This window comes from Rhodopila sp., from assembly GCF_965277825.1.
In the GTDB taxonomy this organism is placed as follows: Bacteria; Pseudomonadota; Alphaproteobacteria; order Acetobacterales; family Acetobacteraceae; genus Rhodopila.
Genome location: NZ_OZ255846.1, coordinates 326,321 through 348,145 on the forward strand (window position 1 = coordinate 326,321; position 21,825 = coordinate 348,145).

20 protein-coding genes are annotated in these 21,825 nt (G+C 66.2%); 9 read left to right on the forward strand and 11 right to left on the reverse strand.

Annotated elements, in window-relative coordinates; genetic code table 11:
- Positions 1 to 164 precede the first annotated feature (164 nt).
- Positions 165 to 800, forward strand: coding sequence for a DNA oxidative demethylase AlkB (gene alkB, locus ACQY4T_RS02080; RefSeq protein WP_428536942.1), 636 nt, complete (start codon positions 165 to 167; stop codon positions 798 to 800).
- Between the two features lie 119 nt (positions 801 to 919).
- On the opposite strand, the gene ACQY4T_RS02085 is transcribed toward alkB, so the two are convergent.
- The 4 genes from ACQY4T_RS02085 to ACQY4T_RS02100 all read right to left on the reverse strand — a co-directional run bounded on the left by ACQY4T_RS02085 (position 920) and on the right by ACQY4T_RS02100 (position 3,348).
- Positions 920 to 1,444 (reverse strand): hypothetical protein, encoded by a 525-nt coding sequence (locus ACQY4T_RS02085; protein WP_428536945.1) that lies wholly within the window; start codon positions 1,442 to 1,444, stop codon positions 920 to 922.
- The gene (gene gspM / locus ACQY4T_RS02090) at positions 1,441 to 2,025 is read right to left on the reverse strand and encodes a type II secretion system protein GspM (protein WP_428536948.1); all 585 of its coding nucleotides are present in this window, start codon (positions 2,023 to 2,025) and stop codon (positions 1,441 to 1,443) included. The genes ACQY4T_RS02085 and gspM overlap by 4 nt, the downstream gene beginning before the upstream one ends.
- 563 nt (positions 2,026 to 2,588) lie before the next feature.
- Positions 2,589 to 2,897: a putative quinol monooxygenase gene (locus ACQY4T_RS02095; RefSeq protein ID WP_428536951.1), complete on the reverse strand. Its 309-nt coding sequence runs from the start codon at positions 2,895 to 2,897 to the stop codon at positions 2,589 to 2,591.
- Positions 2,898 to 3,003: 106 nt separating this feature from the next.
- Positions 3,004 to 3,348 carry a hypothetical protein gene (locus ACQY4T_RS02100; protein ID WP_428536954.1) on the reverse strand — a complete coding sequence of 115 codons (345 nt, stop codon included), beginning with the start codon at positions 3,346 to 3,348 and terminating at the stop codon, positions 3,004 to 3,006.
- Between the two features lie 142 nt (positions 3,349 to 3,490).
- On the opposite strand from ACQY4T_RS02100, the gene ACQY4T_RS02105 reads away from it, so the two are divergent.
- On the forward strand, positions 3,491 to 4,891 hold the full coding sequence (locus tag ACQY4T_RS02105) for a helix-turn-helix domain-containing protein (RefSeq protein ID WP_428536957.1): 1,401 nt from the start codon (positions 3,491 to 3,493) through the stop codon (positions 4,889 to 4,891).
- A gap of 195 nt (positions 4,892 to 5,086) precedes the next feature.
- Complete coding sequence (locus tag ACQY4T_RS02110; RefSeq protein ID WP_428536960.1) at positions 5,087 to 7,336, forward strand: CHASE3 domain-containing protein; 2,250 nt, start codon at positions 5,087 to 5,089, stop codon at positions 7,334 to 7,336.
- Positions 7,337 to 7,410: 74 nt separating this feature from the next.
- Here ACQY4T_RS02110 and petA read toward each other — a convergent pair whose 3' ends face one another.
- Positions 7,411 to 8,052, reverse strand: coding sequence for a ubiquinol-cytochrome c reductase iron-sulfur subunit (gene petA / locus ACQY4T_RS02115; RefSeq protein ID WP_428536963.1), 642 nt, complete (start codon positions 8,050 to 8,052; stop codon positions 7,411 to 7,413).
- A gap of 153 nt (positions 8,053 to 8,205) precedes the next feature.
- Between petA and ACQY4T_RS02120 the strand changes: the two genes are divergently transcribed.
- Together ACQY4T_RS02120 and ACQY4T_RS02125 are read left to right on the forward strand one after the other, a co-directional pair.
- The gene (locus ACQY4T_RS02120) at positions 8,206 to 8,445 is read left to right on the forward strand and encodes a type II toxin-antitoxin system VapB family antitoxin (RefSeq protein WP_428536966.1); all 240 of its coding nucleotides are present in this window, start codon (positions 8,206 to 8,208) and stop codon (positions 8,443 to 8,445) included.
- On the forward strand, positions 8,445 to 8,846 hold the full coding sequence (locus tag ACQY4T_RS02125) for a type II toxin-antitoxin system VapC family toxin (RefSeq protein WP_428536969.1): 402 nt from the start codon (positions 8,445 to 8,447) through the stop codon (positions 8,844 to 8,846). Before ACQY4T_RS02120 ends, ACQY4T_RS02125 begins: the two co-directional genes overlap by 1 nt.
- Positions 8,847 to 8,879: 33 nt before the next feature.
- On the opposite strand, the gene ACQY4T_RS02130 is transcribed toward ACQY4T_RS02125, so the two are convergent.
- The 6 genes from ACQY4T_RS02130 to ACQY4T_RS02155 all read right to left on the reverse strand — a co-directional run bounded on the left by ACQY4T_RS02130 (position 8,880) and on the right by ACQY4T_RS02155 (position 18,446).
- On the reverse strand, positions 8,880 to 12,053 hold the full coding sequence (locus ACQY4T_RS02130) for a type I restriction endonuclease subunit R (RefSeq protein WP_428536972.1): 3,174 nt from the start codon (positions 12,051 to 12,053) through the stop codon (positions 8,880 to 8,882).
- Between the two features lie 16 nt (positions 12,054 to 12,069).
- Positions 12,070 to 13,113 (reverse strand): virulence RhuM family protein, encoded by a 1,044-nt coding sequence (locus ACQY4T_RS02135; protein WP_428536975.1) that lies wholly within the window; start codon positions 13,111 to 13,113, stop codon positions 12,070 to 12,072.
- A complete protein-coding gene (locus tag ACQY4T_RS02140) occupies positions 13,110 to 14,426 on the reverse strand; it encodes a restriction endonuclease subunit S (RefSeq protein ID WP_428536978.1) in 1,317 nt (438 codons plus the stop codon). The genes ACQY4T_RS02135 and ACQY4T_RS02140 overlap by 4 nt, the downstream gene beginning before the upstream one ends.
- Complete coding sequence (locus tag ACQY4T_RS02145; protein ID WP_428536981.1) at positions 14,419 to 16,011, reverse strand: type I restriction-modification system subunit M; 1,593 nt, start codon at positions 16,009 to 16,011, stop codon at positions 14,419 to 14,421. Before ACQY4T_RS02145 ends, ACQY4T_RS02140 begins: the two co-directional genes overlap by 8 nt.
- A 73-nt stretch (positions 16,012 to 16,084) precedes the next feature.
- Complete coding sequence (locus ACQY4T_RS02150) at positions 16,085 to 17,173, reverse strand: NAD(P)H-dependent flavin oxidoreductase (protein ID WP_428542666.1); 1,089 nt, start codon at positions 17,171 to 17,173, stop codon at positions 16,085 to 16,087.
- Positions 17,174 to 17,180: 7 nt separating this feature from the next.
- On the reverse strand, positions 17,181 to 18,446 hold the full coding sequence (locus ACQY4T_RS02155; RefSeq protein ID WP_428536984.1) for an aspartate kinase: 1,266 nt from the start codon (positions 18,444 to 18,446) through the stop codon (positions 17,181 to 17,183).
- A gap of 71 nt (positions 18,447 to 18,517) precedes the next feature.
- On the opposite strand from ACQY4T_RS02155, the gene ubiG reads away from it, so the two are divergent.
- The 4 genes from ubiG (at position 18,518) to ACQY4T_RS02175 (ending at position 21,645) form a co-directional block, all read left to right on the forward strand.
- On the forward strand, positions 18,518 to 19,339 hold the full coding sequence (gene ubiG / locus ACQY4T_RS02160; protein WP_428536987.1) for a bifunctional 2-polyprenyl-6-hydroxyphenol methylase/3-demethylubiquinol 3-O-methyltransferase UbiG: 822 nt from the start codon (positions 18,518 to 18,520) through the stop codon (positions 19,337 to 19,339).
- 36 nt (positions 19,340 to 19,375) lie between these two features.
- Positions 19,376 to 19,642, forward strand: coding sequence for a type II toxin-antitoxin system Phd/YefM family antitoxin (locus tag ACQY4T_RS02165; protein ID WP_428536990.1), 267 nt, complete (start codon positions 19,376 to 19,378; stop codon positions 19,640 to 19,642).
- A gap of 121 nt (positions 19,643 to 19,763) precedes the next feature.
- Positions 19,764 to 20,228 carry a PIN domain-containing protein gene (locus ACQY4T_RS02170; protein WP_428536993.1) on the forward strand — a complete coding sequence of 155 codons (465 nt, stop codon included), beginning with the start codon at positions 19,764 to 19,766 and terminating at the stop codon, positions 20,226 to 20,228.
- A gap of 112 nt (positions 20,229 to 20,340) precedes the next feature.
- Positions 20,341 to 21,645, forward strand: a complete 1,305-nt coding sequence (locus tag ACQY4T_RS02175) for a lipid-A-disaccharide synthase (protein ID WP_428536996.1) — start codon at positions 20,341 to 20,343, stop codon at positions 21,643 to 21,645.
- Positions 21,646 to 21,825: the final 180 nt, after the last annotated feature.

The window sequence follows — 21,825 nt, forward strand, 5'->3', positions numbered from 1 at the left end:
CCCTCAATGATGCTGCCAAAAAGACGCTGCTCCCCATGATGCTGCGTCATGATACCGGCTCCGCCCAAGGTGGCCCCCATGATGCTGTCCCAACGACGCTGCCACCAACGACGCTGCCACCAACGACGCTGCACCAACGACGCCGCCGCCAAGATGCCGACCGCATGACGCTATTCGAGGACCCGGCCCAGGACCTGGCGCTGGCGCCCGGCGCGATGCTGCTGGGCCGCTTCGCCGAAACCGCCGACAGCGCTCTGCTGGCCGCCTTGGGCCGCATAATTGCCGCCGCGCCGATCCGGCACATGATGACGCCAAACGGCGGTCAGATGTCGGTCGGCATGACCAACTGCGGCGCCGCCGGCTGGGTCAGCGATCGCACCGGCTACCGCTATGACGGTCGCGACCCCGAAACCGGCCGGCCCTGGCCGGCGATGCCGCAAAGCTTCGCCGACCTCGCCACCCGCGCCGCCGCTGCCGCCGGGTTTGCCGGTTTCGTCCCGGATGCCTGCCTGATCAACCGCTACACCGCGGCAACCCGGCTGTCGCTGCACCAGGACCGCAACGAGCGTGACCTCGGCGCACCGATCGTCTCGGTCTCGCTCGGCCTGCCCGCGGTGTTCCTCTGGGGCGGCCTGCGGCGCGCGCAGCGGCCGAGGCGGGTCCGGCTGGTGCATGGCGACGTCGTGGTCTGGGGCGGCCCGGCGCGCATGACCTTCCACGGCATCGATCCCCTGCGCGCCGCCGACCACGCCCTGACCGGCCCGCTGCGCTACAACCTGACCTTCCGCCGAGCGCTGTGATCAGGCCGGTGGCCCAGGCGTCAGGAGCAACATCAGCCTGACCGGGTCGTCAGGCTGATGTCGCTCGTTCAAACAAGAGCGAGAGCGCGGTGACCGTTTACGGTCAACCTGGAAGCGCTTCAGCGTTGCGGCCGGAGCGGCAGCGCACGCGGCAGCCCCGGCGCCGGCGGCGGCACGGGGGCGGCATCGAAAGCCGGCCGCAGCAGCGTGGTTCCGCGCGGGCCGGCCACCGTGACGCCGGCATCGGTGATGCCCTTGACCTCGTACTCGCCGATATGGGCGCCGTTCTCGGCGATGATCGGATGGCCGTTCGAGGCTGGCGCGAAGATCGCGATGCGCTGCGATCCGCTCACCACGACGCCGGTCAGGCGGGGCAGACCTTGCACCCCGGCGGCGGCCAGCTCGACCGGGCGGCGACCCGGGCTGAACAGTGGACGCGCCAGGATCTGGTCCAGCCAGCCGCCATGCCGGTCCGGCGCCAGCGCTGCGTCGGTCTGCCCGATCCGCGCCGGCGTGGTGGCCCGGCCCACCGATTCCGGCGCCGCGGTGCCGACACCGGTCAGGATCTCGGCCGCGATCACCAGGCACAGCCCGAGCGCCGCCGCGCCCAGCCCGAGCGGCAGGCTGCGTCCCCCCGCGATCATGATCCGCCGCCGCGTTCGGCCGGCCGGAAACCATACAGCACCATCGACGCCTGCACCGGCAGCACGGTCGGGCGGGTGACGATGCTGGCGCTGTGGAAGTGGACGTCATCGATCAGGATGCGGGTCGGGGATTGTTCGATCGAACGCACCAGTTGCATCAGCACCGGCCAAGGTGCGTTCAGGCTGATCCGCAGCGAGACCTTGTGCCAGGCCCCGGTCGGCGCCGGCGGCAGGGTCTCCACCGCGGTCAGGCTGGCCCCGGCGGCGGCCGCCATCTTCTGGATGCGCTCTTGCAGGTCGGCCGCCGCCACCGCGTCGGAGCTGCCGGGCAGCATGATCTCCAACGCGCTGGCGCTCTCGGGCTTGGCCTTCGCCGCCGCGCGCAGCGCCGGAAGCGTCGCCGCGACCTGGTGCATGCGCTGCAGCAACGCCTGGCGCTGCTCCAGCATGACGGCCCGGTCGCCGAACCAGGACCGCACCGGATCGACCACGCCGAACCACGCCAGCGCCAGCGCCAGCACACCGACCGCAACCGCCAGCGCCTGGCCGCGCCGTCCGCTCAGCCAGGCGTCCGCGGTCATACCCAGCGCTCCGGCGCGAGATCGCCTCGGGTATCGCTCATCACCGGCGCCCACCGTGCCGGGGCGATCGCCGACCCCGTGCCGGCCGACCCCGCACCGACTGACCCCGCACCGACTGACCCCGCACCGACTGACCCCGCACCGGCCGACCGCTAACCGGCCGAGATCGCCAACCATGCAGCCGACCGGCGGTCATGCCGGCAGCCAACCGGCACCAAGACAGACGATCATCGATCGGCTCCCGTAGCACGGTCAGGCTGGGCACAACTCCAACGCGCGACATTCGTGCGCCTAAATAATGGTCTTGGTGCCGTCTATCGACCTTGCCCCGGCCGAACGCCAATCGAGAGTGCGCGAGCCCACACCAGGCGCCAGCAGCGTCCGGCCCAGGCAACGTCCGGCCCAGCAGCGTTCGGCCCAGCAGCGTTCGGCCCAGCAGCGTTCGGCCCAGCAGCGTTCGGCGCGGCGGGCGTTCGGCCGACGACATCCAGACGGCGGGCCGCGTCCGGCCTGATGCCGGGCTGCGGCGGCCGGGCTCCGGCGGCCTGGCTCCAGCGGCCTGGCTACAGCGGGATATACTGAACCCGCTCACGCCGGGTCAGCAGCGGCACCGCCTGTTGCAGGATCATGGTCTTGAAGTGCGGCGTCTGCTGGTGCGCCTCGAACGCGGCGGCGTCCTTGAAGACTTCGTAGAACAGGAACTGCCCGGGATTGCTGCTGCACTGGTTGACCATCAGCAGGTCGAGCCCGGGCTCGCTGCGTGCCTCGGGCACGAAGCGGGCAATGATTTCGGCCGCGGCCGAGACCTGGCCGTCGCGCACCTCCCAGCTCACGGTGAACGCCAACCTTGGATCTGCACCGGGTATCGGCACGGTGACCTCCTCAATGAACCGTGCCGAATGTAGGCGAGCCGGCCCCGGCGCGCACCGCAAGACACTTCGGCGACGGCCGAAGCGGTCGCCGCCAGCGGCCGCCCGGTTACCTCGCAGTGACCGCCCAGTCATGGTTGTGCACCAGGCCGTCGTCGTGGTCGGGCGCTTGGCGGGTCTCGCCCGGACCGCCCAGCCGCGGGCCGTGCAGCTCCGGACCGCGCAGCCCCGGACCGCCCAGCCAGGGTGCGTTCGACGTCGCCACGCGGTCACCATGGTGGCACTCACCAGACTGGCTGTGCGCGGCTTGGCGGGTGCACGGATAGGCTTCCTCGGCGCTGACCGCCCAATGGTGATTGTGCACCAGCCCATCGTCGAACCGCTCTGCCCGGCGGCCGAAGCCGCCCATGCCGTCGGGTGCATACAGCGGTGTGGTCAATGAAGTGAGGCGCATCGCTCGTTCCTCCGCGTCGGTGTGTGATAGTGAATACTTGACATTGCAGCCGCGAAAGCGAACCCCCATTTCGCGTGAAACCAAGCAATCCTGTCGCCGGCTTCACTGACCTCGGCAACAATCTGTAAAGGATGTAAAGTACATGAGCCGCACGCTGATCGGGCGGACGGTGCGCCGCTTAAGGACCGAACGGGCGTTGTCGCAGCAGGCCCTGGCAACCCGGCTAGGGATCTCGGCCAGCTACCTGAACCTGATCGAGCACGATCAGCGCGCCGTCACTGCGTCATTGCTGATCAAGCTGGCCGAGACCCTGCGGGTCGATCTCGGCGAACTGTCCGGCACCCAGGAACGCCAGTTGCAGGTCGGCCTGCGCGAGGCGTTCGCCGATCCGCTGCTGGGTGCCGAGGACGTCGCGGAGGCCGAGGTCGAGGCGCTGGCCGCCGGCAGCCCGACCGCGGCGCGCGCCGTGCTGGCGCTGTACCGCGCCTGGCGGGTGGCGCGTGAGGACGCCAACGGCATCGCCCTGCCGTCGGGCCGGCGCATCCTGCTGCCGAACGAGGAAGTGCGCGACTTCTTCGACGATCGCGCCAACCACTTCCCGGCGCTGGAGCAGGCGGCCGAGGCGCTGGCCGCCGACCTGGCCCCCAGCGCGCCGGCCGAGATGAACCACGCGATCGCCGAACGGCTGCGCGGCACCCACGGCGTGCGCGTCACCGTGCAGCCGCTGGAGGCGGCGCTGCGACGCTACGATCCGGCCACCCGCGGCCTGGCGCTGTCCGAGTCGCTGCCGCGCGAGAGCCGCGGCTTCCACATGGCATTCCAGTTGGCGATGCTGGAGACCCGTGAAGCGGTCGAGGCGGTGCTGAAGCAGGCCGCGCCGTCCACCCCGGAGGCCGCCATGCTGATGCGCATCGGCCTGCTGAACTACGTCGCCGGCGCGCTGGTGATGCCGTACGCCGCGTTCCACGCCGCGGCGTCCGGGCTGCGTCACGACATGGAGGCGGTCGCGGCGCGCTTCGGCGTGTCGTTCGAGCAGGCCTGCCACCGGCTGTCCAGCCTGCAGCGGCCGGGCGCGCGCGGCGTGCCGTTCTTCTTCCTGCGGGTCGATCCGGCCGGCAACGTGTCGAAGCGGTTCTCCGCCGCCGGCTTCCCGTTCGCCCGGTTCGGCGGATCCTGCCCGCGCTGGGTGGTGCACACCGCGTTCTCCGAGCCCGGTTCGGTGCAGGTGCAGGTGGCGGAACTGCCGGATGGGGCGGCCTATCTGTGCTTCGCCCAGGCGGTCGCCCAGCCGGTGGTGCGCTGGGGCGAGCCGCGGCCGATCCACGTCGTGGCGATGGGCTGCGCGCTGACCCACGCCGCCGAGGTGGTCTACGCCGACGGCCTCGACCTCGACCGATCCAGGGTCGGCATCGGCCTGTCGTGCCGGCTGTGCGACCGGCCGGACTGCGGCAGCCGGGCGTTTCCGCCACTGGAGCACCGCCTGTCACTCGATCCGCTGACCGCCGGTGCGTCGCCATATCGATTCGAGGCCAGGGTGCGTTAACGGCCGGTTAGCCGCGACACTCGTACGCCTGCTGGATCAGCTTGCCGCCGAAACTTTGCAATTATCGCCGAATCGGGAAGATCAATGCATGTATTGAACGGTACGATATGATATAGTGTTTGCGCTTGATGGGCGCCACGCGCTGTTGCTGGTGTCTCGTCAGGGCCAACCATTACCTCTGATCCGGACGTCCCTATGTCGAAGTATATCGTCGCCCGCGCCAATATTGCGATCTTCCTGGTGCTGATCGGCATCCTGGTGCTGATCGGCGCGATTACCTGGGATCGGTCCAACGCGGCGCGTTCGGCGGTTGAGTGGTCGCGGCACACCTCCCAGGTCCTGGGCACTCTCAAGGACCTGGACATTGCTGCGCACGATGCTGAAACCGGTGAGCGCGGCTTTCTGCTGACCGGGAGCGACGCCTATCTGGCGCCGTATGATGCCGCGCTGGGTCGGGTCAGTCTGCTGCAGGGTGAGCTGCAGCGGCTCACCGCGGACAGCCCGGCTCAACAGGAACGGCTGCGCGCGCTGGCGCCGGTGCTGCAGCACAAGCTGGAGGCTCTGGCACAAGGGGTGCAGTTGCGCCGCAGCAACGGGCTTGCGGCGGCACTCGGGCTAACTCGCGGCGATGGCGGCCTGGGGCTGAGCAAGCAGATCGAGGCCACCCTGGCAGCGATGGCGATCGAAGAGCAACGCCTGCTGGTGCAGCGACGGGGCTTGGCGGACAGCCGTGGCAACTGGGTGTTCTGGCTGGTGGTGGTCGGCACCCTGATCGCCGTGGCGGCGTTGCTGTGGGCGGCCCTGACGCTGAACCGGGCCTGGTCGCACTCGTCGCGCGCGGAACGCGACTACCGCAGCCTGGCGCTGCGGCTGCGGACCAGTTTGGACAGCCTGAGCCAGGGTGTCGCCGTGTTCAACGCCGACCGCCAATTGACGCATTGGAACGAATGCTTCCACGATCTGCTGGGGCTGCCCAGGGCGATGGTGCGGTCCGGTACGCCGTACGTCGCGTTCCACGACCACATGGCCGAAGCGGAAGCCGACTTCCTGGAGACCGAGGACCAGGTGCGTCACGGCAGCCAGCGGCCGGGCGAACCGGTGGTGTATGAGCGGGTCCGGCCCGACGGGGCGCAACTGGAGCTGCGCCGCACCGCGGTGCCGGATGGCGGTTTCGTGCTGACCGTCAGCGACATGACCAAGCGCGCCCAGGCCGAGGGCGTGCTGCGCGAGGCGCAGAAGATGCAGGCGATCGGTCAGTTGACCGGCGGCATCGCACATGATTTCAACAACCTGCTGACCGTCATCCTGGGCAACCTGGAAATCGTCCGCAACAAGCCGAACGACCTGGAGAAGCTGAAGACCCGCATCGAGCGGGCGATCTGGGCGGCGCAGCGCGGCGCGGCGTTGACCCGCCAGTTGCTGGCGTTCGCCCGCAAGCAGCCGCTGACGCCCTCGGCGATCGATCTGGCGGCGGCGATGCCGGACCTGGTGCCGCTGCTGCGCCGCACCCTGGGGGAGCACATCGAGGTGCGCTATGTCGAGACCGCCGCGCTGTGGCCGGCGATGGCCGACCCGGCGCAACTGGAAAGCGCGGTGCTGAACCTGGCGCTGAACGCCAGGGACGCGATGCCCGGCGGCGGCCGGCTGACCATCGAGCTGGCCAACAAGGTGCTGGACCAGGACTACGCCCGCCACAATGCCGAGGTCGATGTCGGCGACTACACCATGCTGGCGGTGTCCGACACCGGCCACGGCATGACGCCCGATGTGCTGGGCCGGGTGTTCGAGCCGTTCTTCACCACCAAGCCGGACGGCCAGGGCACCGGCCTCGGCCTGCCCATGGTGTTCGGCTTCGTCAAGCAGTCGGGCGGGCATGTGAAGATCTATTCCGAACCCGGCGAGGGCACCACGGTGCGGCTCTATTTGCCGCGCGCGGTGAGGGCCAGCGCGGCGGCGGGCCAGCGCAGTGCGGCGCCGGTGGAATTGCCGCGCGGGTCGGCGACGGTGCTGGTGGTGGAGGACGAACCGGCGGTGCGCGAGATCGCGGTGGCGATGCTGGGCGAGCTCGGCTACCGGGTGCTGGAGGCGGCCGACGGCGAGGAGGGTCTGCGGGTGTTCGGCACCCATGCCGGCGCGATCCATCTGCTGCTGACCGACGTGGTGCTGCCCGGCAAGGTACGCGGCCGCGACCTGGCCGAACGGATCACCGCGATGCGGCCGGAGGTGAAGATCGTCTATATGTCCGGCTATACCGAGAACTCGATCGTGCACAACGGCCGGCTGGACGACGGGGTGGCGCTGATCAGCAAGCCGTTCCAGCGCGAGCAGTTGGCGCGCAAGGTGGCCGAGGCACTGGCCGATCTCGCCGTCGCGGTGCCGTCGCCCATGTCGATGTCGGGCGAGGCGAAGGTGGTGGAGTTGAAGCAGCGCCGCGCCGGGGAATGAGGCTGGTGCACGACCAGTGTCCCGGTTGCCGGCCCACCGTGCGCCCGGACCGGTGGCGCGCCCGGACCGGTGGCCTACATCTGCACGACGGTGCTCAGTTCGAACACCACGCCGGTCGGGTTCTCGCCGATCCGCAAGGTCTTGTCGTTGACGAAGTGATAAGGCGGCACCGGCAGGTTGTAGGGCGCCGGGACGCCGGCGTAGACGCGGCCCGCCAGGTCGTATTTCGAGCCGTGGCACGGGCAGAAGTAGCCGCCCGGCCAATTCGGCGCCGGGGTCGAGGGATCCGGGTTCGGCAGGTAGCCGGGCAGGCAGCCGAGATGGGTGCAGATGCCGACCAGCACGGCGAACTCCGGCTTGGTCGAACGATGCCAGTTTTCGGCGTAGGCCGGCTGCTGTAGCACCTTGGAGGTCGGATCGGACAGCTTCGACACCAGGCTGGGGTCCTGCAGGGTCTTCAGCGCGGCCGGCGTGCGGTTGACGATCAGCATCGGCGCCCCACGCCACAGCACGACGATCTGCTGGCCCGGGGTGAGTTTCGAGATGTCGATATCGATCGGTGCGCCGGCCGCGATCACGTCGGCCGAGGGGTTCATCGAATCGACCAGCGGCCAGACGATTGCCGCGGCGCCGATCGCCGTGCCCGAGATGGCGACCAGCGACAGCATGTCGCGTCGTGTGGGTTCCGGACCGGAGGAGGAGGCATGGGATGACATGGCGGTATTTTGGCTGAACTGGGGGGGCGCGGAAATAGGTGGGAAGATGAACAGTTTGTAAGGTGGCGCGTTGGCGGGTGGGGATTGCTTGCGGGCAGTGGAATATCCAGATATTCTGTCTGGATATTCGGATATCTAATGGGAAGCCGACAAATGCCACTTTACATCAAGGACGATGGGACCGCGAGGCTGGTTGCCGAGTTTGCCGAACTGCGGGGCGTGTCGAAGCAGGATGCGGTCAAGCTGGCGGTGCGCGATGCGTTGGACCGCGCCGCCGAAGCGGTGCCGCTGCGCGAGCGTTTCGCTGCCTTGCGCAAGGCGCACAGGCTTCCCCGGGCGACCGGCGATGTCGCCGACAAAGCGTTCTTTGACGAGCTTTCCGGGGAGGTTTGATGGTGTTCGTGGACGCCTCGGCGCTGATTGCGATCATTGCGGGCGAGGCCGATGCCGACGCACTGGCCGATCTGCTGGAAGCCGATCGGGAGCGGATCTGTTCGGCGCTTTCGGTGTGGGAGACGGTGGCGGGTTTGTGCCGTAGCTACATTTACTCCGTGCCCGCCGCCCGGACCCATGTCGGGCGGTTTGTCGAGGCGGCCAACCTGCGGTTCGTCGGTATTGGCGAACGGGAGTTCGACGTGGCCGCGGAGGCCTATGCGCAGTACGGCAAGGGGCGGCATCCGGCGGCGCTGAACATGGGGGACTGCTTTGCTTATGCGTGTGCGCGGGTGAACCGGGCGACCCTGCTGTTCAAGGGCGAGGATTTCGCGAAGACGGACGTTCAGGTTGCCCGCTAAGGTGGCGCCGCTTGCACTGTGCCAGCATTAAGGTCAAACGGCCCATTCTGCGGAGAGTGCCTCAGCCTGCTGTAAAACGTTCTGGACGGCAGCATCCTCCAAGTCGGGAGGATAGCCGTATCTTCGCAGGATACGCTTCACCAAGACGCGCATTCGCGCCCGCGCCGTCTCTCGGTGCATCCAATCGACGGTCACATTGCCCTTTACGCTGTCAACCAACTCATGAGCGATAACACGCAGTGCCGGTTCGCCCAGGACTGATCTGGCGCTGGCGTTCGCTGCTAAAGCGTCATAAAATGCGATTTCATCATCAGTCAGACCAGTTTCCTCGCCGCGAGCGCGTTTGGCTCGAATGTCCTTCGCCAACCCGATCAGTTCCTCAAGCACCTGCGCCGTCGTAAGGGCATTTGTATGGTAACGGGCGATCGCGTCTTCCAGGCGTTCCGTGAAAGCCCTCGACTGAGTGACGTTGCGCTGTGATTGCGCGCGCACTGCCCCATTGATGAGCTTCTTGAGTGCCTCGATCGCGAGGTTCTTTTTCGGCATCTCCCGAACCTCGGCCAAGAACTCATCGCTCAGGATCGATATGTCCGGCGTTTCCAGTCCGGCCGCCTTCATGATATCCACGATCTCGGTCGAGACCACGGCGCGGCTGACGATCTGCTGGATGGCCAGTTCGCGTTCGGCGGCGGTTTTCTTGCCATCCCCCGGCTGGCTCTTGATCAATGCGGCACGGATCGCCTGGAAAAACCCGACCTCATCCCTGATAGCGACCGCCTCATCGCTCGCCCCAGCCAGCCCGAACGCCTTCGATAGCGCCACCACTGCGTCAGCATAGCGCCGATGCGCCAGCTTCTTTGCCTCGGCCGAGGTTTCTTTCTGCGCTGCATCCTGTTGGAACGTCAGCACCCAGTCTATCGCCCCGGCCATGATCGCCAACCGCCCTTGACCGCTTACCGATGGATCGAGTGCCGGGCGGTAATCGAATCCGCCCTTCATGTCGGGCCGGAACATCGCCCGGACCACCTCATATCGCTCCAGCAGCACTTCGACGGCCTTCGCCTCGTCAATGCCGGTCTGCTCCCGATCATCACCGGAATACTGGCCGAGGGCGCTTTTAAGGTTCTGTGCGATGCCGATGTAGTCCACCACCAGACCGGCGGGTTTGTCGTGGAACACCCGGTTCACGCGCGCGATGGCCTGCATCAACCCGTGCCCGCGCATCGGCTTGTCGACATACATCGTGTGCATACACGGCGCGTCAAAACCGGTAAGCCACATGTCCCGAACAATCACCAGCTTGAGGGTGTCGTTCGGATTCTTCGCCCGTTTGGCAAGCAGTGTCCGCCTTGTCTTCGCGGGCTTTCCGATGTGCTGCTGCCAAGCGGGTGGGTCGGAGGCGACCCCGGTCATCACCACCTTGATTGTGCCTGTGTCATCGTCCGCCGAGTGCCAGGCCGGCCGCAGCTCAACAATGGCATCGTAAAGTGCCACGCAGATGCGCCGGCTCATGCACACGATCATGGCCTTGCCATCAAGGCCCGCCAGCCGGTTCTCGAAATGGCGCACGAGGTCTTCGGCCACCAGTGCCAGCCGCTTGTCGGCGCCGACCAGTGCCTCCATGCTTGCCCATTTCCGCTTTAGGCGTTCCTGCTCATTCTCGGCTTCGTCTTCGGTCAGGTCCGCGATCTCGGCCTCAAGCTTCGGCTTTTCGTCCTCGTCCAGCTCGATCCGAGCGAGGCGGCTTTCATAATAGATCGGCACGGTCGCGCCATCCTCGACCGCCCGGCTGATGTCGTAGATGTCGATGTATTGGCCGAATACCGCCGGGGTATTGACGTCCTGCGCCTCGATCGGCGTGCCGGTAAATCCGATGAAGGACGCGTTCGGCAGGCCGTCCCGCATATACTTGGCGAAGCCGTAGGATATATCGCCTTGCCTGTCGACCTTGGCCCGGATGCCGTATTGCGAGCGATGGGCTTCGTCGGCGATGACCACCACGTTCCGCCGCTGCGTTAGCGGCGCGTACTCAGTGGCCCCCGCCTCCGGGGTGAATTTCTGCAACGTTGTGAAGATCACCCCGCCGGATGGCCGATCCAGCAACTGGCGCAGGTGGTCCCGATCGGTTGCCTGTTGCGGTGTCTGGCGCAGCAGATCGCGGCACATGCTGAACGTCGCGAATAGCTGGTCATCGAGATCATTGCGGTCGGTCAAAATGACCACTGTCGGGTTGGCCAGGGCCGGATGCTTGATGATCTGCCCGGCATAGAACGCCATCAGCAAGGACTTCCCGCTTCCCTGCGTGTGCCAGATCACGCCCACCCTGCGATCCCCATCCGGAGCCGTCGCAGCCAAGGTGCGTTCGACGGCGTGCCGCACGGCGTGGAACTGGTGATAGCCTGCCAGGACCTTACGCAATTCGGTATCGGTTTCTCCGAAGACGATGAAGTCCTTCAGCAGATCGAGCAACATGCGCTGGTCGAAGACGCCCTTCACCAGGGTTTCGAGTTCGGGCGTGCCCTTGGGCGCGACGTTAGTCCCGGTAATCGTGCGCCATGGCATGAAGCGTTCGTAGTCGGCGGTGAGCGACCCGACGCGGGCGGTGAGGCCGTCGGAGGCCACCAGCAGCGCATTCGTCCGAAACAGCGATCCGATGTGGTCCTTGTAAGTTTGCAACTGGTTGACCGCACCTGCGATGGTTGCGTTCCTATCGCCGGGGCTTTTCAGTTCGATCACGGCGATCGGGAGGCCGTTGATGAAGATCACAACATCCGGTCGGCAGTTTGTCTTGCCTTCGATCACCCTGAACTGGTTCACGGCGAGCCAGTCGTTGGCGTCTGGGTTGTCGAGATCGATCAAGCGAGCCTGCTCGCCACTGATGGTGCCGTCAGGACGCCGTACCTCGACAGGCACGCCTTCGACCAGATATCGATGCAGGCGGCGGTTTTCCTCGATGAGCGCGGGTGCTTCGACGCGGGTCAGTTTAGCTAGGACCTCGGCGCGGACATCCGGCGATAGGCCTGGGTTGAGGCTGGCGATGGCGGTGCGAAGACGGGGCAGCAGCAACGTATCGCGGTAGTTCGATCGCTCGGGATGGTGCCCGTCCGGTCCGATTTCGGGGCCGGGTGTCGCGGTGTAGCCAAGCTCTGAGAGCCACGCGAGCGTGGCTTCTTCGACATGGCTTTCGGCGATACCGGACCCAGCCATCAGTTAGCGACCCGATTCACGTCTTCTTCCTTTCAGGCTTGGAAAGCCTTTTCGCGACTTTCTCCAAGGCTGCGATGTCAGCCTGCGCTTCCCGTTCAGCTGCCGCGGCTTCCTCGGCGCGACGCCGTGTGTCGAACGAAGCGAAATGCTGACGCGTGATGGCTTCCATCCGGTCGTGCGAAACACGCCCGGCATGCTTCAGCACATCGCGCTCATTGAACGATAAGAAGCGGTCTGCCTGTTGGGTCCAGTCTATCATCATGATCTGCTGGCGGCGGGATGCCCGATCTTCGGCGAAATCCAGGAACATCGTCGTCAGCCGATTGAGTTCGCCGATCTCCTCGGGGCTCAAGTAGTTTTTGGCGATAGTCACATCGGCCTTGCGAACCCGCACCCCCGGCCAGTTGGTCAGCGCCATATTCGGTTTGGCAGGGTCGGCACGCTCGACAATCAACTCGGCGGCGGTGCGTCCGGTCACAGCAAAGACGAGCTTGTTCTGAATCGTCGCGAAGAAGGTCTTGGCTGCCGGCGCAGCGGAGGCATAGTCCACGCTGGTGGCGGCGAACAGGTCGCGGATTTTCTGGTAAAACCGCTTCTCGGACGCGCGGATATCGCGGATGCGTGCCAGCAGTTCGTCGAAGTAGTCCAGGCCGCCGGGTTCTTTCATCCGGGCGTCATCGATGGCGAAGCCCTTGATGAGATAGTCGCGCAGCGTGGTGGTGGCCCAGCGTCGAAACTGGGAGCCGCGCGGTGAGCGCACGCGGTATGCAATGGCGAGGATCGCGTCGAGGTTATAGGCTTTGACCATGCGCTGCACGGCACGAGCGCCCTCGGGGCGAACTTGTAAGAATTCCTTACAGGTTGCGGCTTCTTGCTGCTCGCCTTCTTCATAGATTGCACGGATATGCTGGGTGACGTTCTGGGGCGTGGTGTCGAAAAGCCCGGCAATTTCGGCTTGGGTAAGCCAAACGGTGCCATCAACCGCACGCAGATGAATGGCAGCTTGCCCGTCGTCGGTCTGATAGAGAATTAATTCTCCCTTCGAGAGGTCGTCGCTCATTGCGTGGCCTTAACCTCGTGTTCGGCGTAGCATACGCTGATTTCGCCTAACATCAGCTTAGGGAGTAGGAGGTCACGAACTTTAGCCAGGGTGATATTCTCTTCTAGATTCGCGAGGGTCGTATCGATAATCGGTCCTACACAGCTGCCAAAGGCATGCAAGACATCTTGGCTGCTTCTGACGATTGGCGTCGCCAAGACCAGCTCTGGGCGGACGGCTGGGTAAGCTCCTCCGTCGGCTAAGTGAGAAAGGCGCTCGATGTTCTCGGGCTGGGTCGCAGTGAGATAGACAAGTTCGCGGGCTATCGGATTGGTGGGGCGAAGAACGGCGAAGCCGGTGCTACCGGTCAGACCATCACGACCCACAAGCCCAAATGAACCGTTGCCGGGTCGAACAGTGCCAACGATCGTGTCGCTATGGCGTAGTACCCGCTGAGCCCGGCTTGGCGCGGTATCCCGCCCATGTATTTCCGTCGAATGTATCACCCCCCACTTCGTGCCGGAGAGGTCAACATACTCGACCTTTTCAGGGTATGTAGCGCGAGACCAAGCCTCCGGGTTTAGCGTGGCATATTCTGACAATGTATCAAAAGACCAACCCTCCGGCCTCCCTTCATCATCCAGACGATCCGGGAACAGCGCCCAAAGTTCTGGGGAAAGATATGGCTTGCGCCCTTCCATCTTCGCGCGGGTCGGCCCAAAATCAACAAACCAGTCCTTGAAGATTGCCCGCGCCATCGTCTCAAGGGTCTCGTTGATCTGCCGGTTCAGGTCGATCTTGTCGTCAAGCGCACCGAGGGTGGCCGAGATTTCCTTTTGCATCCCCATGGGCGGAAGCGGGAGGCAAAATCTCCTGAGTGACTCCAGAGGCTGTCCAATCCCCGGTGTTCCAACTTGAGACCCGTATTTGAGTATTTCATTGCGGCCTTCACAAGAGCGAAAATAATAGTAGACAAACAAGGGGTCAGCCTGCCGATGATCGACCTGAATTTTCATCAGGCTGGTGGAAAGAAAATACCGATCTGTCGAATCAGTTGGAACTATTGCGACCTCACCGATGGAACCCCTGTGAGGAAATACCAGGTCGCCCGCAACTACGACGCATCTTGGCATGCTGTCCGCCAAAGCTTCTGGTATGTAGACCCAGTCACCTTTCCACGAGCGCGTTTGAGAAATATTGGTTCCTCGGATAACAGGAACGCCTGCGGGAACGTACGTGTCGGCCTTCATGGACGATCCAAATGGCCCGATTGCAATCGCGCCTTGGCGCTGCGCGGAGAGGCTACCAAGGCATACCGTTCTGAATTCAGGCATCAAATGATACCATATCGAGGCGGCGGCGGACTACGTCTGTAAGGTATGCGGCCTCGTTAAACTGCTTTTCCAATGTCGCCTGAAGAGCCGAAAACCTCTCTGCGAATAGCGCCGCATCATCCTCAACATCAGCAGCCCCGACATATCGACCGGGCGTCAGCACATGATTGTGCGACCTGATCTCGTCCAGTTTGGTGGCGTTGCAGAAACCCGGAATATTGGCGTAAACACCTGCGTCAATTTCACCGCGCCACGCGTGGTAGGTGTCAGCGATCTTCGCGATGTCGTCGGCGAAAAACTCTCGGCGCGTGCGATCCACCATGGTGCCAAGCTTGCGGGCGTCGATGAACAGCACCTCGCCGCGTCGGTCTCGCAGCCCGGTCGGGTTCTTCCGTCTAGCAAGGAACCATAGGCAAGCAGGTATTGGTGTCGAGTAGAACAACTGGCCCGGCAGAGCGACCATACAGTCCACCACATCCGCCTCAACCATCGCGCGTCGGATCACATCCTCGCCGTTCTGCCCCGACGACATTGACCCATTCGCCAGCACCACGCCAGCCGTGCCACCCGGCGCGAGGTGCGACAAAATGTGCTGGAGCCAGCCGTAATTGGCATTGCTCGCGGGCGGGACGCCAAATGTCCACCGCGCATCCTCCCGCAGCCGCTCTCCACCCCAATCCGAGGCATTGAACTGCGGGTTAGCCAGGATGTGGTCGAACCGCAGGTCGCGCAGTTCGTCCTTCAGGAAGCTACCCTCGTTGTTCCAGCGAATATCGGCGTCGATGCCCCGAACCGCGAGGTTCATCTTCGCCAAACGCCAGGTGGTGTAGTTCGACTCCTGCCCATAGATGGCGATGTCGCCTACTCGTCCGCCGTGGCTTTCAACAAACCTCTCGGACTGCACGAACATGCCGCCGGAGCCGCAGCACGGGTCGTAGACCCGGCCCTTGTAGGGTTCCAGCATCTCGACCAGCACCCGCACGACCGAACGAGGCGTATAGAATTCGCCACCACGTTTGCCTTCCGATCCGGCGAACCCGCCGAGGAAATACTCGTACACGCGTCCCAGCACATCGCGGGCCTTGTCGCTTGGTTCACCCATGGCGATCTTGGAAACCAAATCGATCAGTTCGCCCAGCATCACCTTGTCCAAGGCCGGGCGGTTGTAATCCTTCGGCAACACGCCCCTGAGGCCGGGGTTTGCTGCTTCGATAGCGGTCATTGCGTCGTCGATCAGCTTACCGATCGTCGGTTGCTTGGCGTTCGCTTGAAGGTACGACCAGCGCGCCTCTTTTGGTACCCAGAAGACAGCCTCGGCGAGGTATTCGTCCGGATCTTCGGCGGCGGCCGCATCCTCCGCCAGTAGGGCCGCGTGCTTTGCCTCGAACGCGTTGGAGATGTGCTTGAGGAAGATCAGGCCGAGCGCGACGTGCTTGTAGTCGGACGGTTCAAGGTTCTTCCGCAGCTTGTCGGCGGCGAGGAACATCTGCGCCTCGAATCCGAGATTCGCACCGTTGCCATTGGCTTTGGCAGGTCGCACCGACGCTCCATTATCCGTGCCCTGTTTTGAGCGGCCACGCGCCATCACTACTGTCCTTCTTAGTTTGTTCCTTTGCCTCGACGTGCTGGAACCTCGATCTCGCGCCCGCCAGTCCGACCTAGATCCGCGCGGCCAGCGCCGCCACCGCCTGCCCGACCAGCTCCTGAATGATCGCCGCCACCGGCTGCACGCTGGTGACCATGCCGACCGACTGGCCGGCCATCACCGAACCGGTCTCGATATCGCCGTCGATCACTGCGCGGCGCAGCGCGCCGGCCCAAAAACGTTCGACCAAAAGCTGGGCTTCCTCCTTGGTTACCTCGCCGGCCAGCAGCTTGTCACGGGTTTCGGCCTGGTGCTGGAGGAAGCGTTTGGTGCCGTCGTTGACCAGGCCGCGCACCGGGATCACCGGCAGGCGGGGGTCGAGCTCGACCGAGGGCACCGCGTCGCGGGCGTTGGCGTGGACAAAGAACTTCTTGAACTTGGGATGGGCGATCGATTCCACCGAGGCGGCGAAGCGGGTGCCGAGCTGGGCGCCGGAGGCGCCCATTTCGAGGTAGGAGAGGATGGCCTCGCCGCGGCCCAGGCCGCCGGCGACGAACACCGGGACGTCGCGCAGGTGCGGCAGGATTTCCTGTGCCAGCACGGTCAGTGAGACCGGGCCGATATGGCCGCCGGCCTCGGAGCCCTCGATCACGATGGCGTCGGCGCCGGAGCGGACCAGGCGCTTGGCCAGCGACAGAGCGGGGGAGAAGGCGATCAGCCTGGCGCCGCCGTCCTTCACCGCGCGGATTGCCGGGCCGGGCGGGATGCCGCCGGCCAGCACGATGTGGCCGACCTTGGCCGCCAGGGTGACGCGGATCAGGTCGTCCAGTTCGGGGTGCATGGTGATCAGGTTGACGCCGAACGGCTTGTCGGTGCGGGCCTGAGTGCCGGCAATCTGCTCGGCTAACTGGGCCGGGTTCATGGCGCCGCAGGCGATCACGCCGAAGCCGCCGGCGTTGGAGATTGCCGAGACCAGGTGCTGTTCGCTGACCCAGCTCATGGCGCCCCCCAGGATGGCGTGGCGGCAGCCCAGGAATTCGGTGCCGCGGGCCCACAGCCGGTCGAGCCGAACGCGGGCGGTGGTCACGGGGGCGGCGGCCAAGGCGTCGGTGGGCGGATCCGCGGACGGCCCGGTGGCTTTGTCCTGCGGCGGGGCGTCCATCAGTTCGTCAGGCATCGAGGCCATAGGCGGTGTGTAGCGCGCGGACCGCGAGTTCGGTGTATTCGGCCGCGATCAGAACGCTGACCTTGATCTCGCTGGTGGAGATCACCTGGATGTTGATCGCCTTGTCGGCCAGCGCGCTGAACATCGTGTTGGCGACGCCGGCGTGGCTGCGCATGCCGACGCCGACCACGCTGATCTTGGCGACGTCGGGGTCCTCGATCAGTTCGGCGTAGTTGATCTGGCGCTTGATCCCGGCCAGCGCGGTGCGGGCCCGGGGCAGGTCGGCCTTGCCGACGGTGAAGGTCATGTCGGTGGTGCCATCGGCGGAAATGTTCTGCACGATCATGTCGACGTTGGCGTTCTGCTCGGCCAGGGCGCCGAAGATGGTGGCGGCGATGCCTGGCCGATCGGGCACCCGGCGCACGGTGATCTTGGCGTCGTCGCGGGAATAGGCGATGCCGGTCACGTTCTGCTTTTCCACGATCTCGTCCTCGTCCACAACCAGGGTGCCGGTGTCGTCGTCCGAATGGGCGCCCTGGGGGGCGCCGGGTGCAGCGTCCGGGGGAGGGTCGGTGAAGCTGGACAGCACGCGTACCCGAACGCCTTCGTTCATCGCCAGCTCGACGCTGCGGGTCTGCAGCACCTTGGCGCCGACCGAGGCGAGCTCCAGCATTTCCTCGTAGGTGATGCGGGCCAGCTTGCGGGCGCGCGGCACGATGCGGGGGTCGGTGGTGTAGATCCCGTCGACGTCGGTGTAGATGTCGCAGCGTTCGGCCTTTAGCGCGGCGGCCAGCGCCACCGCCGAGGTGTCGGATCCGCCGCGGCCGAGGGTGGTGACCCGATTGTCCGGGGCGATGCCCTGGAAGCCGGCGACGACGGCGACCTGGCCGGTATGCATGCGGCGGATCAGTTCGGCTCCCTCGATCGACTGGATGCGCGCCTTGCCGTGCGCGGTGTCGGTGCACAGCGGGATCTGCCAGCCCTGCCAGGACCGGGCGTCGATCCCGGCTTCCTGCAGGCAGATCGCCAGCAGGCCGGAGGTGACTTGTTCTCCGGTGGCGACCACGGCGTCGTACTCGCGGGCGTCGTGCATCGGCGACAGGTCGGTGCACCACTTGACCAGGGTGTTGGTCACGCCGGACATGGCGGAGACCACGACGGCGACCTGGTGGCCGCGGTCGACCTCGCGCTTGACGCGGGCGGCGACGATGCGGATGCGGTCGAGATCGGCGACGGAGGTGCCGCCGAACTTCATCACGATGCGGGCCATGGGCGGGGGTCGGTTGCCAATTTGCTTTCCGAACGCACACATACTGACCGATGAGAGGCGGAGCAACAATCATGAGCGGTGGCACGGTCTCGGCGGCGGAGGTGCGCAAATTCGATCGGCTGGCGTCGCGCTGGTGGGATCCCGAGGGTCCGATGCGACCGTTGCACCAGATGAACCCGGCGCGCATCGGCTGGATCGAGGGGATGCTGGTCGGGCCGACCCGGATCCTGGATGTCGGCTGCGGCGCCGGGCTGGCGGCCGAGGCCTTGGCGCGTCGCGGCCACGACGTGCTGGGGATCGACGCCGCGGGGGAGGCGATCGAGGCGGCCAAGGTTCATGCCGAGGCGGCGCGTGCCGAAGCGGCGCACGCCGAGGGGACGCATGCCGGGGGGACGCTTGGGAAGGGTACGCATGCCGGGGGGACGCATGCCGGGGGGACGCATGCGAAGGGGACGCATGCCGAGAAACCCCGACTGCGGCTGGCCTACCGGGCTTGCACCGCCGAGGCGCTGGTGGCGGAGCACCTGCGCTTCCCAGCGATCATTGCGCTGGAGGTGATCGAGCACGTGCCTGATCCGGCGGGTTTCGTACGGCTTCTGGCGGAATTGCTGGAGCCTGGCGGGGTGCTGGTGCTGTCCACCCTGAACCGCACGCGGCGATCGTGGATCGTCGGCAAGCTGGGTGCCGAATACCTGCTGCGGTTGCTGCCGGTGGGGACGCATGACTGGCGCGCGTTCATCACTCCGGCGGAGTTGGCCGGCATGCTGCGTGCCTCCGGGTTGCGGGTCGGGCGCACCTGCGGGCTGCTGGCCGATCCGCTGACCGGGCGCTGGCGTACCGGGCGGGACATGGCGGTAAACTACATGATGGCGGCGGAGCGTGGCGTCTTGTAATGGCAGCCGAGCGTGGACTCTTGTAAGAAGCACGGAGTGTGCTACATTCTGCGGATGACCAAGACGATGACCTTGCGGGACGCCAATCAGAGTTTTTCACATTGCATCCGAGCGGTGGAGTCGGGGGAGGATTTTGTGATCACGCGCAACGGCAAGCCGGTCGCCCGGTTGACTCCGGTGTCGAACGCCAGGGTGCTGACCGAGCAGCAGAAGCAGGCGCTGGCGCATTTCAGGCAGGTCGCGCGTGAGGGCTGGCCGCTGCGCTCCGGTCCGCTTGACCGGGACGCCCTGCACGAGCGCTGACCGGGGTGGCTGGCGACCGGGCATGAGCGCCGACCGGCGTGGCTGGCGACCGGGCACGAGCGCTGACCGGCGTGCCTGGCGCCCGGGCATGAGCGCCGACCAGCAGGCCGGCTGATAGAGCATGAGCGTCGACCGGTTCACGCTCGACACCAACATCCTGATCTACAGCGTCGATGCGACGGCCGGGCTGCGGCACGACGTCGCGGTCCAGGTCATCGAGCGGGCGGCAGTGTTGGCGAGCTGTCTGACGCTGCAGGCGGTGTCGGAGTTCTTTGCCGCCGCGACCCGGAAGGGCATGGTGACGCGGGTGCAGGCAGCCGACATGGCGAAAACCTGGCTGGACCTGTTTCCGATCGTTTGCGCGTCGGCGGAGGCGGCGGCGGCGGCGCTGGATCATGTGCTTGCGAGGCGCGCCGGCTATTGGGATGCGTTGCTTGTCTCGACCGCCGCGGAGGCGGGGTGCTCGGCGATCCTGACCGAGGACATGGCGGATGGGATGCTGCTTGGCGGGGTGCGGGTGATCAATCCGTTCGGCGATGGCGGGCTTTCGGCGGCGGCCGAACGGGTGTTGGGATCGGGCCAGTGATCGGCCCCGTGGGTGTCCCGGTGATCGGTTGGCTGCCGGGGTGGATTCCGGGGCTCACAGCGGGTTCCGTGGTGCGGCGCGCTGGCGGGTTCGGACCGGCCGCGACTCGGTCATGACGTTGATCTATCTGATTGCCGGCGAGCAGAGCGGTGATGTGCTCGGCGCGCGGCTAATGGCGGCGCTGAAGGCGCGACGCCCCGAATTTGGGTTTGCCGGGATCGGCGGGGCGGCGATGGCGGCGCAGGGGCTGGACAGCCTGTTTCCGATCCGGTCGCTGGCGCTGATGGGGCTGTTGGAGGTGGTGCCGAAGCTGTTCGAGCTGCGCACCCTGCTGCGGCGGACGGTGGCCGATATCGAGCAGCGCCGGCCGGATGTGGTGGTGACGATCGACTCGCCGGGATTCACCCTGCGGGTGTTGGGGGCGCTGCGCCGATCGGGGCTGGGGCAGTCGGGGCTGGGGAAGTCGGGGCTGGGGCAGTCGGGGCTGGGGCAGTCGGGGCCGGGGCAGTCGGGGGCGGGGCAGTCGGGGCCGGGGCAGTCGGGGCCGGGGCGGTCGGGGCTGGGGCGGTCGGGGCTGAAGCGGGCGGGGCTGAAGCGGGCGCATTTCGTGGCGCCGCAGGTCTGGGCGTGGCGGGAAAACCGGGTGAAGCATTATCCCGGCCTGTGGGACGAATTGCTGTGCCTGCTGCCGTTCGAGCCGGAGTTCTTCGCCGGCCACGGCCTGCCGGCTCGGTTTGTCGGCCATCCGGTGCTGGAAAGCGGCGCCGAGACCGGCGACGCGGCCAGGTTCCGGGCGCGCCACGCGGTGCCGCCCGACGCCCGGGTGCTGACCATCATGCCGGGCAGCCGGCGCACCGAAGTGTCGCGGCTGCTGCCGATCCTGGAGGCGACGCTCCGGCTGTTGCCGGATCGCGTGGAAGGTGTCGGCTCGGTGGTGCCGGTGGTGCCGCTGGCCGGTCCGGTCGAGGACATGGTGCGCGAGCTTACCTCCGGGTGGCCGGTGCGGCCGATCCTGGTGGCCGACGACGCGGCCAAGCATGACGCGTTCGCCGCCTCGGCGGTGGCGCTGACCAAGTCGGGGACGTCGACGCTGGAACTGGCGCTGGCGAACGTGCCGATGCTGGTGACCTATCGGGTCAATCCGGTGACGCATCTGATGGCGCGGCGGATGATCCGGGTGCGGTATGCCTCGCTGCTGAACCTGTTGCTGGATCGGCCGGTGGTTCCGGAGCTGCTGCAGTATGACGGGCGCCCGGATCGGTTGGCGGCGGAACTGGGGCGGCTGCTGAGCGATCCGGATGCGGTCGCGTTGCAGCGTCGCGGCTTCGCCGAGGCGTTGGCGTTGCTGCGGCCGCCGTTCGGCACGCCGTCGGAGTGCGCCGCCGAGGCGGTGCTGGCGCTTTTGCCGCCGCGGTAAAGCTCGGGACTTGAGCTGGCGGACAGGGTTCGACGATCCGGCGACTGGATGGTGCTGTCGATTGTCGCGCGGCCGAGGACCGGCCTCAAGGCCGCCGGCTTTTTCGCGGCGGTGCGGGATGGCGGTGCGAGGCGGCTGGGCGGCGCGCGACGGCGAAATTCTTGACAGTCCGGTTACCCA

Bases quoted from the DNA above. Each gene is read 5' to 3' on its own strand.
- alkB (WP_428536942.1), top strand. From the start codon at position 165: ATGACGCTATTCGAGGACCCGGCCCAGGACCTGGCGCTGGCGCCCGGC.
- ACQY4T_RS02085 (WP_428536945.1), bottom strand. From the start codon at position 1,444: ATGATCGCGGGGGGACGCAGCCTGCCGCTCGGGCTGGGCGCGGCGGCG.
- gspM (WP_428536948.1), bottom strand. From the start codon at position 2,025: ATGACCGCGGACGCCTGGCTGAGCGGACGGCGCGGCCAGGCGCTGGCG.
- ACQY4T_RS02100 (WP_428536954.1), bottom strand. From the start codon at position 3,348: ATGCGCCTCACTTCATTGACCACACCGCTGTATGCACCCGACGGCATG.
- ACQY4T_RS02105 (WP_428536957.1), top strand. From the start codon at position 3,491: ATGAGCCGCACGCTGATCGGGCGGACGGTGCGCCGCTTAAGGACCGAA.
- ACQY4T_RS02110 (WP_428536960.1), top strand. From the start codon at position 5,087: ATGTCGAAGTATATCGTCGCCCGCGCCAATATTGCGATCTTCCTGGTG.
- petA (WP_428536963.1), bottom strand. From the start codon at position 8,052: ATGTCATCCCATGCCTCCTCCTCCGGTCCGGAACCCACACGACGCGAC.
- ACQY4T_RS02120 (WP_428536966.1), top strand. From the start codon at position 8,206: ATGCCACTTTACATCAAGGACGATGGGACCGCGAGGCTGGTTGCCGAG.
- ACQY4T_RS02125 (WP_428536969.1), top strand. From the start codon at position 8,445: ATGGTGTTCGTGGACGCCTCGGCGCTGATTGCGATCATTGCGGGCGAG.
- ACQY4T_RS02130 (WP_428536972.1), bottom strand. From the start codon at position 12,053: ATGGCTGGGTCCGGTATCGCCGAAAGCCATGTCGAAGAAGCCACGCTC.
- ACQY4T_RS02135 (WP_428536975.1), bottom strand. From the start codon at position 13,113: ATGAGCGACGACCTCTCGAAGGGAGAATTAATTCTCTATCAGACCGAC.
- ACQY4T_RS02140 (WP_428536978.1), bottom strand. From the start codon at position 14,426: ATGCCTGAATTCAGAACGGTATGCCTTGGTAGCCTCTCCGCGCAGCGC.
- ACQY4T_RS02145 (WP_428536981.1), bottom strand. From the start codon at position 16,011: ATGGCGCGTGGCCGCTCAAAACAGGGCACGGATAATGGAGCGTCGGTG.
- ACQY4T_RS02150 (WP_428542666.1), bottom strand. From the start codon at position 17,173: ATGGACGCCCCGCCGCAGGACAAAGCCACCGGGCCGTCCGCGGATCCG.
- ACQY4T_RS02155 (WP_428536984.1), bottom strand. From the start codon at position 18,446: ATGGCCCGCATCGTGATGAAGTTCGGCGGCACCTCCGTCGCCGATCTC.
- ubiG (WP_428536987.1), top strand. From the start codon at position 18,518: ATGAGCGGTGGCACGGTCTCGGCGGCGGAGGTGCGCAAATTCGATCGG.
- ACQY4T_RS02170 (WP_428536993.1), top strand. From the start codon at position 19,764: ATGAGCGTCGACCGGTTCACGCTCGACACCAACATCCTGATCTACAGC.
- ACQY4T_RS02175 (WP_428536996.1), top strand. From the start codon at position 20,341: ATGACGTTGATCTATCTGATTGCCGGCGAGCAGAGCGGTGATGTGCTC.